General features: G+C 43.6%; 15 protein-coding genes and 1 pseudogene. 9 read left to right on the forward strand and 7 right to left on the reverse strand.

All coding sequences use genetic code 11. From position 1 onward, the window contains the following. Positions 1-127: 127 nt before the first annotated feature. Positions 128-445 (reverse strand): DUF2605 domain-containing protein, encoded by a 318-nt coding sequence (locus RMY63_RS23515; RefSeq protein ID WP_322731025.1) that lies wholly within the window; start codon positions 443-445, stop codon positions 128-130. A 726-nt stretch (positions 446-1,171) separates the two neighbouring features. On the opposite strand from RMY63_RS23515, the gene thrS reads away from it, so the two are divergent. From thrS to RMY63_RS23535, 4 genes and pseudogenes are all read left to right on the forward strand, one after another. Then, a complete protein-coding gene (gene thrS / locus RMY63_RS23520; protein ID WP_322731065.1) occupies positions 1,172-3,031 on the forward strand; it encodes a threonine--tRNA ligase in 1,860 nt (619 codons plus the stop codon). 66 nt (positions 3,032-3,097) lie between these two features. Next, positions 3,098-3,172 (forward strand): annotated as a pseudogene (locus RMY63_RS23525) (element excision factor XisH family protein); the annotation flags it as partial. 369 nt (positions 3,173-3,541) lie between these two features. Next, on the forward strand, positions 3,542-3,877 hold the full coding sequence (locus tag RMY63_RS23530; RefSeq protein ID WP_322731026.1) for a XisI protein: 336 nt from the start codon (positions 3,542-3,544) through the stop codon (positions 3,875-3,877). Positions 3,878-4,482: 605 nt separating this feature from the next. Continuing rightward, a complete protein-coding gene (locus RMY63_RS23535) occupies positions 4,483-4,824 on the forward strand; it encodes a helix-turn-helix domain-containing protein (RefSeq protein WP_322731027.1) in 342 nt (113 codons plus the stop codon). Positions 4,825-5,063: 239 nt separating this feature from the next. On the opposite strand, the gene RMY63_RS23540 is transcribed toward RMY63_RS23535, so the two are convergent. From RMY63_RS23540 to RMY63_RS23550, 3 genes are all read right to left on the reverse strand, one after another. Next, positions 5,064-5,459: a salt stress protein, Slr1339 family gene (locus tag RMY63_RS23540; protein WP_322731028.1), complete on the reverse strand. Its 396-nt coding sequence runs from the start codon at positions 5,457-5,459 to the stop codon at positions 5,064-5,066. A 27-nt stretch (positions 5,460-5,486) separates the two neighbouring features. Continuing rightward, a complete protein-coding gene (locus RMY63_RS23545) occupies positions 5,487-6,092 on the reverse strand; it encodes a VWA domain-containing protein (protein WP_322731029.1) in 606 nt (201 codons plus the stop codon). Between the two features lie 67 nt (positions 6,093-6,159). Next, positions 6,160-6,765 carry a VWA domain-containing protein gene (locus RMY63_RS23550; RefSeq protein ID WP_322731030.1) on the reverse strand — a complete coding sequence of 202 codons (606 nt, stop codon included), beginning with the start codon at positions 6,763-6,765 and terminating at the stop codon, positions 6,160-6,162. 347 nt (positions 6,766-7,112) lie between these two features. Between RMY63_RS23550 and RMY63_RS23555 the strand changes: the two genes are divergently transcribed. Then, positions 7,113-9,941, forward strand: a complete 2,829-nt coding sequence (locus RMY63_RS23555; RefSeq protein ID WP_322731031.1) for a PAS domain S-box protein — start codon at positions 7,113-7,115, stop codon at positions 9,939-9,941. A 116-nt stretch (positions 9,942-10,057) separates the two neighbouring features. On the opposite strand, the gene obgE is transcribed toward RMY63_RS23555, so the two are convergent. Next, positions 10,058-11,086: a GTPase ObgE gene (gene obgE, locus RMY63_RS23560; RefSeq protein WP_322731032.1), complete on the reverse strand. Its 1,029-nt coding sequence runs from the start codon at positions 11,084-11,086 to the stop codon at positions 10,058-10,060. A 205-nt stretch (positions 11,087-11,291) separates the two neighbouring features. Here obgE and aroA point away from each other — a divergent pair, with 205 nt between their 5' ends. Continuing rightward, positions 11,292-12,572, forward strand: a complete 1,281-nt coding sequence (gene aroA, locus RMY63_RS23565) for a 3-phosphoshikimate 1-carboxyvinyltransferase (protein ID WP_322731033.1) — start codon at positions 11,292-11,294, stop codon at positions 12,570-12,572. Positions 12,573-12,590: 18 nt separating this feature from the next. On the opposite strand, the gene RMY63_RS23570 is transcribed toward aroA, so the two are convergent. Next, entirely contained in the window at positions 12,591-13,253 is a 663-nt protein-coding gene (locus tag RMY63_RS23570) for a class I SAM-dependent methyltransferase (RefSeq protein ID WP_322731034.1), read from the reverse strand. A 266-nt stretch (positions 13,254-13,519) separates the two neighbouring features. Between RMY63_RS23570 and RMY63_RS23575 the strand changes: the two genes are divergently transcribed. Next, complete coding sequence (locus RMY63_RS23575; RefSeq protein ID WP_322731035.1) at positions 13,520-13,723, forward strand: CoA-binding protein; 204 nt, start codon at positions 13,520-13,522, stop codon at positions 13,721-13,723. Here RMY63_RS23575 and RMY63_RS23580 read toward each other — a convergent pair. Next, complete coding sequence (locus RMY63_RS23580) at positions 13,720-14,982, reverse strand: RNA polymerase sigma factor (protein WP_322731036.1); 1,263 nt, start codon at positions 14,980-14,982, stop codon at positions 13,720-13,722. The two genes, RMY63_RS23575 and RMY63_RS23580, sit on opposite strands and share 4 nt — an antisense overlap. Before the next feature lie 185 nt (positions 14,983-15,167). On the opposite strand from RMY63_RS23580, the gene RMY63_RS23585 reads away from it, so the two are divergent. Together RMY63_RS23585 and RMY63_RS23590 are read left to right on the forward strand one after the other, a co-directional pair. Beyond that, positions 15,168-15,527: a YciI family protein gene (locus RMY63_RS23585; RefSeq protein ID WP_322731037.1), complete on the forward strand. Its 360-nt coding sequence runs from the start codon at positions 15,168-15,170 to the stop codon at positions 15,525-15,527. A 35-nt stretch (positions 15,528-15,562) separates the two neighbouring features. Then, positions 15,563-16,006, forward strand: a complete 444-nt coding sequence (locus tag RMY63_RS23590) for a YybH family protein (RefSeq protein ID WP_322731038.1) — start codon at positions 15,563-15,565, stop codon at positions 16,004-16,006. The last annotated feature ends 37 nt before the right edge of the window (positions 16,007-16,043 follow it).

Here is a 16,043-nt window from a genome sequence, read left to right on the forward strand (position 1 = left end):
TCCAGATAATGTTAAGAAATTGTTAAGAATTTTCTACTATCTTTTTAACGACTGATTTACCATCTTGCATAGACGCTTCCTTGGTAATTCAAGAGACATCACTAAATAGTCTGCCGAAATTTGACGCTTAGACTTCACGTCCTTGACGAAAGCGCATTGCGACATTCCAGCATTCTGTTACTAGTTCATGCCAAGGCATTAACGTTGCCATATCAATTCCGACTTGTTTATCAGTTGCATTGAATAGCATCTTCGCCGTATTTAATTCATCCTGCGCTTGCTTAACCCGCAAGAGCAAGTCAGATTGCTCTTGGTGACTCATAAATGATAGTTCCTCAGTTTCGAGTAAATGGCGCGATCGCATAAACCAATGCTGAAAATCTTCCAGCAGCGGATCTAAAACCGTTTTCAGCAACTCAGTCCCTGGTAAATTTGAGTCTGACATAAATAAAAGGAATATTTCAAACTTGCTTACTAATATTAACGTTATTTACGTTTCTTAATACTTTTTTGGTTTCTCTCATAATTTTTTGATATTAAATTTTGTAACAAAGGGCACATAATTTATTATATAGTCTTGATATCTGGTTTGTACAGTGCCTTTGGACAGGCATCTATAGGTATATATGACATCAAGTTGCAATTGATCAGATAATTTAGCGATCGCGGGCAATCCTGAATTTGACACTCAGGTAACAAATCAAAAATTTATCTTTATCTCTGATTGAAGAAGAATTCAGGAGTCAAAATTCAGGACTCAGAATCAAACGCTACGCAAAGTCATTAGTTATTAGTCCAAGAGAAAGCACGCCCACTCTTTAACATAGTTTGAATTAATCTGATGAAAGATAAAGTTTTTCTGCCCAGCGTCAGCCCCTTCCCTACGGGACGCTGCGCGAACGGTGAAGTTAAAAGGAGCCAATGCGTTGGGCGGCTCTGCCGACTTGTTCGCGTAGCGTCTCCGACAGGAGAAGCAATTGGCGTTCAAAAGTCAAAAGTCAAAGCAAGTTTAAGTGAGCTTTGTCGAACTACTTATGGCATTGCAAGGGACGGGGTATGCACCAATGACAAATGACCAATGACTAGTTAATCAAAGTCGTTATAGTTGAATAAGCCTATAGATTTAGATAAATCAACTTTTGTAATCACTTCGCCAACGGTTCAGCAGCCAATGTCGCCAAATTCATCAAATCAGTCACCACAGTCAGAACAAGTTGAAAAAATTTATTTACCGCGTACCAGCGAATCGGAGAACTTAAAAAAGATTCGCCACACTGCTTCCCATGTAATGGCAATGGCAGTACAAAAGCTGTTTCCCAAGGCACAAGTTACAATCGGCCCTTGGATTGAGAACGGTTTTTACTATGACTTCGACAATCCAGAACCATTTAGCGAAAACGATCTTAAAGCCATCAAAAAAGAGATGGCGAAGATTATCAATCGCAAGTTGGCGGTTATTCGAGAAGAAGTCAGCCGCGAAGAAGCCGAACGCCGGATTCAGGAAATTAAGGAACCTTACAAGCTAGAAATTCTGGCAGATATCAAAAACGAACCAATTACGATTTACCACCTGGGGAATGAATGGTGGGATTTGTGTGCGGGGCCTCACCTGGAAAATCTCAGTGAATTAAACCCGAAAGCAATTGAACTAGAAAGCGTTGCTGGCGCTTATTGGCGTGGGGATGAAACTAAAGCTCAATTACAACGCATCTACGCCACTGCTTGGGAAAGTCCAGAACAACTGGCTGAATATAAGCGACGCAAAGAAGAAGCGCTACGGCGAGATCACCGGAAACTGGGTAAGGAACTGGGATTATTTATATTTTCTGAGCAAGTGGGGCCGGGTTTACCTTTATGGACGCCCAAAGGCACTCTGTTAAGGAGTACTTTGGAAGACTTCCTCAAGCAAGAACAGATCAAACGTGGCTACCAGCAGGTTGTCACCCCTCACATTGGTAGAGTGGATTTATTTAAAACCTCTGGACACTGGCAGAAATATAAAGACGACCTGTTCCCGATGATGGCAGAAAATGAGGAAGCTGCTGCACAGGAACAAGGCTTTGTTCTCAAAGCCATGAATTGCCCTTTTCATATCCAAATATATAAGAGTGAGTTGCGCTCTTATCGGGAACTACCGATCCGACTTGCGGAATTTGGTACTGTTTACCGCTACGAACAATCAGGAGAACTCGGCGGTTTAACACGGGTGCGGGGTTTCACTCAAGATGATGCCCACATATTTGTCACCCCAGAACAGTTAGACAGCGAATTCCTCAAGGTGGTTGATCTAATATTGTCAGTGATTAAGACTCTGCAATTGGGGAATTTTAAAGCGCGACTGAGTTTCCGCGATCCAGCTAGTGATAAGTATATTGGTTCCGATGAAGCTTGGAACCAGGCTGAGAATGCCATTCGTCGGGCTGTTGAAACCTTGGGAATGGAACATTTTGAGGGAATTGGAGAAGCGGCTTTCTACGGGCCCAAATTAGATTTTATTGTCAGTGATGCCCTAGAACGGGAGTGGCAATTAGGAACTGTACAAGTAGATTACAATTTGCCAGAACGCTTTGATTTAGAGTACGTTGCCGAAGATGGTGTTCGCAAACGCCCAGTGATGATTCACCGTGCGCCTTTTGGTTCACTGGAACGGCTAATTGGGATCTTAATTGAAGAATATGCAGGTGATTTCCCTTTGTGGTTAGCGCCAGTACAAGCTAGATTACTACCAGTGGGTGATACACAGCTAGACTTTGCTAAAGATGTGGTGGCGAAAATGAAAGCGTTGGGCATCCGTGCAGAAGTTGATACCAGTGGCGATCGCTTAGGTAAACAGATTCGCAATGCAGAGAAAGAAAAAATACCCGTGATGGCTGTGGTGGGAGCTAAGGAAGTGGAAACCAACACCTTGAGCATCCGTACCCGCGCCTCTGGGGATTTAGGTAGTATTTCTGTCAATCAAGTTTTGGATAAATTACAAGAAGCCATCGCTAACTTCGATAACCTTCAGATCGATGTCACAAGTGCAGATTAATTTCAAATAGCAAACAGTCGGCTGGGTAATGCCCAGCCTCAAAAATTAACTGAAAAATCAGAATTAATGCCAGCCAAAGACATTTATCATGATTGTGTGAAAAATGCACTCATCAAAGATGGGTGGAAGATTACGGATGACCGAATAATTTGTAATTCGTAATTTATGGTTTCAAGAAGAGTGAATTTAAGGATGGAGAGAAAGGAAAAGCTCCGCATCAATATTCAATCCTGACGATTCATCTATGGGGTATTATAGCGATTCCCAGTTAAGTGAGGTACAAAACCAATGTTTTTAAACGCAAAGGGGAGGCAGCGCGTTGCGGGGGTTCCCCCCGTTGTAGCGACTGCCGTCGCGCAGAGTCAAACGCAGAGGTACGCAGAGTTTTATCCAATTTTATTAGCAATGTACTAAGTACTTCAGCAGATTAGGAAACGCTATAATTACGAATTATTTTGACCATACACTAAAATTGATTGTATTCGATTCCGAAGAAGAGATAATTACGAAATGGATAAACTAGCTTATTACCGAAGTATAATACGTAATACACTTGCAGTATATCTCAATATTTACTATGCAAATGCTAATATACGTAATCGACCGGCATTTGACTCAGAAAACGATCAATATCTAATTATTTCTGAGGGCTGGGATGATAAACAACACCTGCATAGCTGTTTAATTCATGTTGAAATCATTTACAGTAAAGTTTGGATTCAGTCCGATAATACTGAAAATAGTATTGCGAATGAACTCGTTCAAGCAGGTATACCTAAAGAAGATATTGTTTTAGGATTTCACGAACCAAATGTTAGAAAATATACGGGATTTGCTGTTGCTTAGAAATTCAATTTAATTTTTAAACGACCTGCGATCGCTTTCTCCTAACTCTAAGTAGATTTTACCCTCATTGTTCACGGTAGTCGCTATCCCTGACTTGTTTTTTATAAGTTTGTGTAACAACAAAGATTGGTTGTAGTATAAGAGTGCCTTTTAATTTTCTCCAAGTAAATAGTAGATAGAGACTCATTAAAGCAAACTCCGCGAGAATCCTAGCTCTAATTCATTTTCAGAGGATGAAGGTTTTCCAAAAAAAGCGTACAGAACAGATTTTAAGTTCAGAAAAATCCGATTTAGAGCGCCTGGATTAGATGGTGCAGCGAAGAAATGTCGCTTCATGTATGTGGTCAACAAGACTAAGTGCGTCGTTTATTTGTTTTGGATATACAGACATACAGAGTATCCAGGAAGACCATCTGACGACGAGCTGAGAAAGGAATTTGCAATTATTCAACAAGAGGCGGAGCAGGAACAAGTCTAGGCTTGTGAAAAACTTTTCATATTCCCGCAGCTGCTACACTAGTCATGGAAAAGCTAAAACAAGTAATAATCAGATAACTAGCAGTATATCCAACAAACTTGAGTCGGGTGATTCCTATAAAAAAACTATGAAAGCTGAAGCAGAAAACCATTTCAGGCTGACTTGTGAAGTAGAAACTACCCTAAAAGTGATTGGCGGACGCTGGAAAGTTTTGATTATTAGAGAATTAATGACAGGCGTCAAACGCTTTGGTGAGTTGCAGCGAGCTTTACCTGGAGTTACGCAAAAGATGCTAACCCAGCAACTCAGAGAAATGGAGGAAGACGGCATTATTCATCGAGAAGTTTATCCCCAAATTCCACCCAAGGTAGAATATTCACTGACGCCTTTAGGAGAAACTTTGCAACCAATTCTTTATGCTATGCATGAATGGGCTGTGCAACATTTAGCTCGGACAAGTCATCATTAATATTGATATTGATTATAAATAATAATTGCTAATTTCTAATTCCAACTGTAGTATTACGGCTTCAGTAACGTACTATTTAAGGTTTTCGGTGCGTTATGCTAACGCAGTAACACACCCTACTAGCGTGGCAAGGCTAAAATAGTGCAATTATTTGCGCTTACTTACTTAGATAATAATTGCTAATTTTCAATTCGAGTGAGCAGATTTATCTATAGGGTATTGAATTTTGAATTTTAAGTTTATTCATTGCTTTTTAAATATTCAATCGCTGCCTCTAATTTTGAAGGGTAACTTTCAGCAAACCTTTCAAACCAAAGTCCTTCAGAAGAAAGTGGGTCTACTTTGGCTAACCATTCTTTCGCCTGCACTTTTAAAGCTTCTAGTTGTTTGGCTTTGAGTTGTTCTTGTCGAATTCGTTCCTGTTCTAGTTCTTGCTGTTTTTTTAACTCAATAGCAGCATCCTCTTCGGCAAAATCAGCCTTAACTTCTGCCAAAAGGTTATCTATAAAAGATGCCGACTTTGGCGATGATGAAATAAACGATTTGGCTACAACTGATTTTGACTGCTGCTGTTGTGGTTGTACTTCTTTGCATTCAGTTTGGAGTTCAGCTAATAGCTTATCAATGGAATCCATTTTGGCAATTCCTCATAAATAGTATAGCTAGTCATTAATAGCATTGAGTAACACTTCTGAGAGACTCATATCTTCCATATCTTCCATAGTAATGGTGTCACAGATATCAAACTTAGCACCAGCACTTTGGAGTTCATCATCTAAGACTTTGAGAAAGCGGGTAGCTTGTTGATCTGTGCCAACTTGAATAAAAGAAATAGCTAATTCTTCATCTCGATCGATGCGACGAGAAGCTTCAATAATCACCCTCATGACTGCTTTGCGATCGTCCGGCTCACCATCAGTAACTACTAAAATTGTTTCACCATTTGGCTTGGTTTGACCGGCTGCTTTGCGTTGAAGGTAATCATCAGTTGCATGTTTTAATACACTTGCTAAGTCAGTTGTACCAGAGGGATCGTTCTCTCGAAAAATTTGTGATACCTTGCTGGATGTGACGTTTTCGTATCGCTTGAATTTGCCAGAAAATACATAGATAGTGATGCCATCTGGGTCAAATTGCTCACACTTACTAGCTAAAGCTAAAGTTGATTCTTGGGCTGCAACCCATCTAGTTCTACCACCCTTTTGATCTTGGGTTGCCATACTACCGCTTTTGTCAATAATCAAGGTATAATCGCGATTTTCTAGCATTATTCAATTCTCCAATTAAGAATTAACAGTTACTGAACTACTGAACTATGGGCGATCAAAAAACACATTAGTCAGTTATTGCGTTCGTCAATACATCTACAAGACTCATTTCTTCTAAGTCGTCTAAAGTGACGGTATCGCAAATATCAAATTTAGCGCCGACACTTTGCAACTGGTCATCCAAAGCTTTGAGGAACTTAGTTGCTTGGGCATCTGAACCTACTTGAATAATCGAAATTGCTAATTCTTCATCACGTTCCATTTGGCGAGTAGCATGAATGATGACTTCAAACACAGCTTTGCGATCGTCTGGTTCACCATCGGTGATAACTAAAATTGTCTCTCCGTTTGGCTTGGTTTTACCGGCTGCTTTGCGTTGAAAGTAGTTATTGAGCGCATCCTGAAGTACACTTGCTAAGTTTGTTGTGCCAGAAGGGTCATTTTCGAGAAATATCTGGGCGACTTTGGCTGAGGTGACATCATTGTAGCGTTTAAATCTACCAGAAAACACGTAAACGGTAATGCCATCGGGGTCAAACTGTTCGGCCTTTCTGGCCAAAGCGAGAGTAGACTCTTGAGCGATTTCCCATCTACTTCTACCACCCACTTGGTCGGGTGTAGACATACTCCCGCTTTTGTCAATGATTAATGTATAGTCGCGATCGCTCATCATAATCTTCCTTTGATTGTTACCCTGTGGTTCTAGTCTAATCTACGAATTTGACGATACCGCAAGCATTTTAAGGTTTTGTATCAATTGTGCTACTCAAAAAAGCCACGCCATTGTTGATGAATACGTTGGCATAGCCCGCCGCAGGCATTGCCTAACCAAACCAAACCTAACCTCTTTGTTCCCCTACGATACACTGAGCGGTTGGTGAGCAAAGTCGAACCATGTCGAAGTGTTCCCAATCCCCTGTTGCATCAATATTTGGTCTGGGAATAATAAATCATACTCATGCTGACACACACGCAGCTAAACAGCTTTTGTTTAGCTCAATTTTAGAGATAAATTCGGGTATGAACCATCCTAGCTTCCTAGATAACCCCGCGCCAAAACAAAACACGCAGCAGCAAAACTTTTCCTTAGCATTTCTGCATCAGACGATCAACGGCATATCTGACCCAATTTTTGTCAAAGACCGTCAACATCGCTGGGTATTACTTAACGATCGCTACTGTGATTTCATCGGTCATAGCCGAGAAGAATTAATTGGCAAGTCAGACTATGATTTTTTTCCGCAAGCAGAAGCTGATGTGTTTTGGGAAAAAGATGAATTAGTTTTCACCACAAATATTACTAATGAGAACCAGGATATTTTTACTGATGCTCAGGGTATAATCCATCTTATCTCTACAAAAAAGTCTTGCTTTGAGGATGAGACTGGTAATAAATTTCTGGTGGGTAGTATTAGAGACATCATTTTACAAAATAATGCCAGTATAGCTCCGGTTGTGACTGGCAGAGTTACTGATACTACCAATCTGATGGAAACCTACGAGGCACTTCGAGAAACCCTAGAAGAACTCCAAGTAATTGAAGAAGAACTGCGCCAACAAAACGAAGAATTAGCGATCGCTCGTGAAACGCCTGAATTAGAGCATCGGCGTTACCAGGATTTGTTCGATTTCGCTAGCGAACAGCAAGCTGCACTGCGCGATCGCCAGCAAACAGAGAAAGACCTACACCGCATTAATGCTGTACTCCAAGCTCAACAAGAAGCTTCCATAGACGGAATTCTAATTATTGATGAAAATCGTACAATTACATCATCCAATCAGAAATTCTTCCAGTTATGGCAAGTTCCTACGGCACTGCTCCAAATAAGCGACGATTACCAACTTCTGAGATGGGTACTAGAACAAGTAGTAAATCCAGACGAATTTCTGGCTAAGGTAGAGTATCTTTACCAGCATCCAGAAAAAAGCAGCCATGATGAAATTTTCCTCAAGTCTGGAAAGATTTTTGAGCGCTATTCTGCACCTGTGCGTAAACACCAAGCATCCTGTGCTGAAACATCACCTTTAGGAGACTATTACGGTAGGATTTGGTATTTTCGCGACATTACCGAATATAAACAAGCAGAGGCAGAACTTAGGGCTTCACAGCAAAGACTGGCGTTATTGATTGAACAAACACCCTTAGCCATTATTGAATGGAATACCAACTTTGAGGTTCAGACATGGAATCGGGCAGCAGAAAGAATCTTTGGATACACCGCAGAGGAAATGCTGGGGAATCGTTTTGAAATTATAATACCTGAAAACGTCAAAAAGCACGTAAATGAGATTATCACTGCCCTGTTAACCCAACGTGGAGGAAGTTTTAGTATCAACGAGAACGTCACGAAAGATGGCAGAACGATGGTTTGTGAGTGGTATAACAACCCGTTAGTGGCTTCTGATGGCCAAGTAATTGGCGTTGCTTCAATGGTGCTAGACATCACAGAACGCAAACGATCTGAAGAGGAACAGCAAAAATTTGTAGCGTTGGTTGAAAACAGCAGCGAGTTTATTGGCATTGCTTCAATGGAAGGGCAAGTTCTCTATGTGAACCCCGCCGGACTCAAAATGGTGGGACTTAGTAGCCTGGAAGCAGCTAAAACCAAATCCTTGGATGATTTTCATTCACCAGAAGCTTTTGCAGAGTTGAGACAGCAAATTATTCCTTTGATGTCTCAACATGGTTTTTGGCAAGGCGAATTTCGCCATAGGCATTTTCAAACGAGTATAGAAATTCCCACTGATTGCAGCTTGTTTATGGTTAAACATCCTGAAACAGGAGAGCCTTTCTGTCAGGTAGCTATTGCTAGGGACATTACAGAACGTAAACAAACCCAGGAAGCCCTGCTAGAGTCGGAAGCGCAACTACGACAACAAGCCCAAGAACTTAAAGTTGCGCTTCGCCAACTTCAATACACCCAGACTCACTTAATTCAAAGTGAAAAGATGTCCAGTTTGGGTCAACTAGTTGCAGGAGTTGCACACGAAATCAACAACCCGGTAAATTTTATCTATGGCAACCTCACTCCTGCCCAGGAATACACCCAAGATTTACTTTCACTTTTGCAACTCTACCAAAGTCATTATCCTGAACCTGTGCTAGAAATTGAGGATTTTGCAGAACGAATCGAACTGGACTTTTTGAAATCAGATTTGCCACAAACAATCAATTCAATGAAAGTTGGGGCAGACCGCATTCGAGAGATTGTGCTTTCTTTGCGAACTTTTTCGCGCTTGGATGAAGCCGAAATGAAAGCTGTTGATATCCATAAGGGAATTGACAGTACTCTGATGATTTTGCAAAACCGCCTCAAGGGTAATGACCAGCGCTTGACAATTGAAATAATCAAAGAATACGGTAAGCTACCGTTGGTTGAATGTTACGCAGGGCAGCTAAATCAAGTATTCATGAATATTTTGTCAAATGCGATCGATGCACTGGAAGAGTCATTTATCATTTGTCATTTGTCATTAGGAAACAACTCTAAACAAAGGACAAATGACAAAGCGCAAAGTCTGAGCAGAGGTTTCCTCCGATCAGAACTTTGTAAGAGAGGACCAATGACTTCTTTGACAATTTGCATTTGCACCCAACTACAGGAACCAAATCAGGTAACAATTAGGATTACCGATAATGGATTGGGAATATCAGAAGATGTTAAAAAACAACTATTTGACCCCTTCTTTACCACCAAGCCTATCGGTCAAGGTACAGGGATGGGTCTTGCCATTAGCTACCAAATCATTACAGAAAGACATGGCGGTTCCTTAGAATGTATTTCGCAGCCAGGACAAGGCGCTGAGTTTGTGATTAAGATTCCCCTGATCCAGAATACATCAACATAATTCGTAATTTTAAAAGCTTTATCTCGTGAGTAAAAAAAGTATTTCTGCTGCCAACAGCTACTTTCCTTCTGAAAGTAGTAATTACGAATTATGAATTACGAATTATGAATTAGTAATTATCTCAATGCCTCCACTTCTTCAGGAACCTTCATTTGGTCGAGAATTTCCCAAATTTCCTGTAACATCGGCTCTAACCCGGTGCGAGTAACCGCTGAAATCACAAAAACTGGGGCGTAGGAGAGATGATTAAGTTGGGTGGCTAACACCTCCAAATCGACAGTTTCCCGATCGACTGCATCAATTTTGTTCAGCACCAAAATTTGTGGACGTTCTGCTAAACCTCGTCCATAAGCTTGTAATTCTTCCTTAATTGTGTAGTAATCTCTCACCACATCATCACTAGTAGCATCAATTAAGTGAAGTAGCACCCGCGTGCGCTCGATGTGGCGCAAGAAATCATGTCCCAGCCCTGCCCCGTGAGCTGCTCCCGCAATTAGTCCGGGAATGTCGGCGAAAACAGTACCATCGCCAGTAGGTTTTTGCACTACACCCAAATTTGGGATGAGGGTAGTAAAGGGGTAGTCTGCGATTTTGGGACGTGCAGCTGATAAAGATGAAATTAAAGTGGATTTACCAGCATTTGGTAAGCCAATAATCCCCACTTCTGCCAAAAGTTTTAACTCTAGACGCAGCTGCTTTATTTCTCCTGGTAATCCTGGGAGGGCATATTCTGGGGCGCGGTTACGGTTACTCAAGAAATGCTGATTTCCCAGTCCGCCTTTACCACCTTGGGCAATTAGCAAAGTCTGCTGAGGTTCAATTAAATCCCCTAGCAGTTGGCCAGTTTCTGCATCATAAATGGTTGTACCGCAGGGAACTTCGATAATTAAATCCTTTCCTGCTGCCCCAGTGCAGTTATTTGGCCCGCCACGAGTACCCTTTTCTGCTTGAAAGCGATGGTTGTATCTGAAGTCCAACAAAGTTTGTAGGTTTTCTTCGGCAACGAAAAATACCGAACCACCTCGTCCCCCATTACCACCAGAGGGGCCGCCAGTCGGCACGTACTTCTCTCGCCGGAAAGCGACAATACCATCGCCGCCCTTACCAGCTTCAACTTCAATTTTTGCTTGATCGATAAATTGCATCTTTCTAGAGTCCTGTTAGCGGATAGCTGGCGTTGAGCCAGTGCTGAGTTATGAGTTGCGAGTTATACGCGAGTTATAAATTATAAGTTTTAAAATCTCATTTCTCACTCTTTACTTGTAACTCACGCTCCCTAACCCTCTGCCCTTTTGCTCAAGATATGGCAATATATAAAGTTGTACCTAACCGCCTACATAGAGGTCTAAAGTGGATACCATTGCAATTCCTGCTCTGAATCGGCCAGTGGATGCCACGGTAGAAATTCCCGGCTCTAAAAGTCTTACCAATCGGGCGTTGCTTGTCGCGGCGTTAGCACAAGGTGACTCCATTTTAGAAAATGCTTTATTTAGTGAAGACAGCGAGTATTTTGCCAAATGCGTAGAGCAGTTGGGCATTCCCATTACTTTGAATTCTCAACTGGCACAGATTCAAGTGGCGGGAAGGGGAGGCGATATTCCAGCTAAACAGGCAGATTTATTTGTGGGTTTGGCAGGTACAGCAGCACGGTTTATTTCGGCACTGGTGGCACTGGGGAACGGTGAATATCGCCTAGATGGCGTTCCTCGGATGCGAGAACGACCGATGGGCGACTTGTTGACGGTGCTGCAAACGGGTGGAGCAACCGTTAACTTTGAGGGAAACTCCGGGTTTATGCCCTACACCGTTTATAGTCGGCAATTCGCTGGCGGAAATTTTCGGTTGAAAGCCAACCAAACAAGTCAGCAACTTTCGGCATTACTGATGATTGCGCCTTATGCTCAACAAGACACAATTGTTGAGGTTGAAGGTACGTTGGTTTCTCAGTCTTACGTTAAAATGACCTGTCGTCTGATGGCAGATTTTGGCGTAGAGGTGATTCAAATCGGCGATAATCAATTTCAGATCAAAGCAGGTCAACGTTACCAAGCTCGACATTACACAGTAGAACCCGATGCGTCAAATGCTTCTTACTTTTTTGCCGCCGCTGCCGTCACGGGTGGACGGGTGCGGGTAAAACATTTGACCAAACAATCCTGTCAAGGTGATATTTTGTGGCTGAATGTTTTAGAACAGATGGGTTGTCAAATTAAGGATTCGGATGATTACACCGAAGTGACGGGGCCGAAGCAATTGCAAGGCATCGATATTGATATGAATGATATATCGGATTTAGTGCAAACATTAGGAGCGATCGCCCCCTTTGCCAGTTCCCCGATTACCATTCGGAATGTGGAACATATTCGATATAAGGAAACTGACCGAATTAAAGCTGTTGTCACCGAGTTGCGACGGCTAGGAGTTGAAGTTGAAGAATTCGCAGATAGACTGAAAATTGAACCTGGCCCCATTACCCCGGCAGCAATTGAAACCTATCACGATCATCGAATGGCGATGGCTTTTGCTGTCACTGGTTTGAAGGTTCCAGGGATTGTAATTAAAGATCCTGATTGCACAGCGAAGACTTTTCCAGATTACTTTACCCGATTCTTCCAAATGTTAGAACAATAAGAGCTATTTTCACTAAACTTACTTCTTCAGTGCCAAAGTTAAGCCATCAGCGATCGCTACTAAACTAAGACTTACTCGCTGGTCTTGATGCAGCTTTTGATTAAAGGCACGAATTCTTTTTGTTCTATTATCTTGCACTTGGGGGTCGGCAACCCTGCCTGACCAGAGAACATTATCGATCGCAATCAATCCCCCCGGACGCAATAATTGCAGCGATCGCTCATAATAGCCATCATAGTTGCTCTTATCTGCATCGATGAAGGCAAAATCAAAAGTTTCTGCTTCTTTTGTTGCCAGTAGCCGATCCAAAGTCTGCAAAGCTGGGGCAATATGCAGTTGAATTTTATCTGCCACTCCTGCTTGTTGCCAATAGCGCCGAGCGATCGTTGTAAATTCTTCACTAATATCACAGGCTACCACCCTACCATCCCTCGGTAACGCCAATGCCACCACCAGGGAACTATAACCTGTAAATACCCCAATTTCCAAAGTTTTCTTAGCTGCCAACAATTGCACTAGTAATGCCAAAAATTGCCCTTGTTCGGGAGCAATCTGCATTCTCCCTATCGGATACTGGGCTGTTTCCTGTCTCAGTTGGGTTAAAATTTCTGGTTCTCGGAGAGAGACTGAGAGTAAATAGTTGTGGAGGTTTTGTTCGAGTCCTAATGTTTTAGTTGTCATGGGCATTGGGCATGGGGCATGGGGCATGGAGAATAGGGGATGAGTCTTTGATACTCGCCGACGAATCTTTGATACTCGTGAATGAGTCTTTGATACTCGCCGACGAGTCTTTTATACTCGTGAATGAGTTTTTAATACTCGCCGACGAGTCTTTGATACTCGTGGATGAGTCTTTGATACTCGCAGACGATTTTTTAGAATTCAAAATTATATTTAAATGCAACTCAGTATGATAAGCAAAGCGATCGCTCAGGATATTTGAAATCATGCCAAACCTTAAAGAAGATGATAACGCTCTGCGTGAGGTGTTAATCCAAGCCAAAACTATTGCTGTTATAGGTCACTCTGATAAACGCGATCGCACTAGTTATCAAATCGCCCAATTCTTGTGGCAAACAGGCTATACAGTCTATGCTGTCAACCCCCTAATTAAAGAAATTGACGGTCAACCCAGTGATGCTGGACGTTAGGGCTGAACTGAGCGGAGCCGACGCTCCAGAAAGCGGCGTTCGCTGTCATTAGTGACTAGCATAAGCGCGATCGCATAACTCTGTGCGGCTGACGCTGAGGCTCCGATGCGGCGCAGCATCTCGGCACGGGTGGCGTGAAATAGATGGTAGTCGTTAAGTTGGGGGGCAAGCCCATCAATGAGTCCGAGGGCCCTCTGAGGAGTCTCTATCATTGAGATCGCCACCGCCCGGTTCAGCGACACAATCGGCGAGGGCTGCAAGCGTTCGAGCAAATCGTAGAGGCGAACAATTTGTAACCAGTCCGTTTCTTCTGCTTGTGCTGCCTGACAATGTAGTGCCGCGATCGCTGCTTGCACTGCAAACGAACCAATCTCACCCCGCAATGCCTCTTCAACGAGCGGTAGCGCCTCAGCAATCTGCTGTTGGTTCCAGCGACGACGATCTTGATCTTCGAGCAACACCAGATCGCCTGCCTCATCCAAACGGGCATTGCGCCGGGAGTCGTGCAGCAACATCAGCGCCAAGAGTGCAGTCACTTCTGAGGGCGGTTGCGGTGCCATCAACGTCCTCACGAGGCGACCCAGCCGAATCGCTTCTGTGCAGAGGTCAGCCCTCACCATCGTCTCGCCCCTAGTCGTCGCGTAGCCCTCATTGAAAATCAGATAAATCGCCGTCAGCACTGCGTCTACCCGCACAGACAGATCGGTTGTGTCCGGCACTTTATAGGGAATACCTGCATCCCGAATCTTGCGCTTGGCACGCACCAACCGTTGCGCCATTGTTGCCGTGGGCACGAGAAACGCCCGCGCAATTTCATCTGTCTCAAGTCCGCCCAGCAGCCGCAGCGTCAAAGCAACCTGCGCCTCGATCGCCAGTGCTGGGTGGCAGCAAGTAAAGATCAGCCGCAGCCGCTCGTCTGGAATTTCCTCTGTGTCGTAAGTTGGCTCCTCGCGGGTTGGAATCAACCCGGAGGCAGCGTACCATGACAATTTTTCCGTCAGCCGTGTCCGCCGTCGGAGGCGATCGATGGCTTTGTATCGGGCTGTTTTGACGATCCACGCCCGGGGGAGATCGGGCACGCCGCTAGACTGCCATTGATTCACAGCGGCTATAAAGGCTTCTTGTACCGCTTCTTCAGCCACATCGAAATCCCCCACCAACCGGATGAGGATGGCGACGATCCGCCCCCATTCAGCCCGGTAAAGGGAGGCGATCGCTTGGTTTACGTCTGTTTTTGCGTTTGGAATTATACCTGACATAAAAAATTTTTGGCGAGGTGTCGATTTGAGGCAGCACCGTTCGACTAACTAAAGAAGGGAAACAAGGGAGGTATACCTTGATCGTACTAAACAAGAAAAATTTTTGGCGGAGTGTCGATTTGAGGCAGCACCGTTCGACTAACTAAAGAAGGGAAGTAACAACAGGAAATAAAGGAGGCAACCCGATGAAATATTTGCTGCTGATTTACCTGGAGGAAAATGCCCTCAGCCAAACCGAACGGGAACATTGTTATGTAGAATCCGTGCAACTGGCACAACAACTCAACTCGAAGGGGCAGTATCTCGCGACCGCCCCGCTCCACCCTGTCGCAACTGCAACCAGCGTTCGGGTGCGTGATGGCAAATCGCTAGTAACTGACGGGCCGTTCGCAGAAACCCGCGAACAATTGGGCGGTTTTTTTCTGATTAATGCTCAGGATCTCGACGAAGCGATCGCGATCGCCGCGCGGATTCCGAGCGCACGCGTCGGCACCGTTGAAATTCGACCTGTGATTGAAGTTGCAGGCTTGCCAGAGAATTCCTAACTGTACTCAACCTCAACCCAAAAGGAGAGATGACGATGACAACCAAAAACACGATCGCAACTAACGAAGTTCAGATTCGCCAACTAATTGCCGAACAACAACGTGCCATCTGCACCAAGGATGTTGAGCAAATCATGTCCCACTATGCCACCGAGGTCATCATCTTCGATGTTAAACCTCCTTTCCAAACCCAAGGAAAAGATGCTTTAGGTCAAGTGTGGTCAGAATGTTTGCCTTACTTCCCCGACAGCTTTGAGATTGAAACACGAGACCTCAAAATTACTGTCAGTGAAGACTTAGCGGTTGCACATTGGCTATTTCGCTTCACAGGAACCCAAGACCATCCGGCAATGCAGACGTGGATGCGCGTTACCGCTGTCTGCCAGAAAAATCAAGGCGAATGGCAGATATTACACGAACATCTCTCGGTTCCATTCGATCCACAGACTTCTCAAGCTGTATTCACGCTCAACCCATAGCTCAATCTACTGAGCTAACGCCATGAAACTTAATCCT

This window comes from Nostoc sp. ChiQUE01b, from assembly GCF_034531255.1.
Classification (GTDB): domain Bacteria; phylum Cyanobacteriota; class Cyanobacteriia; order Cyanobacteriales; family Nostocaceae; genus Nostoc.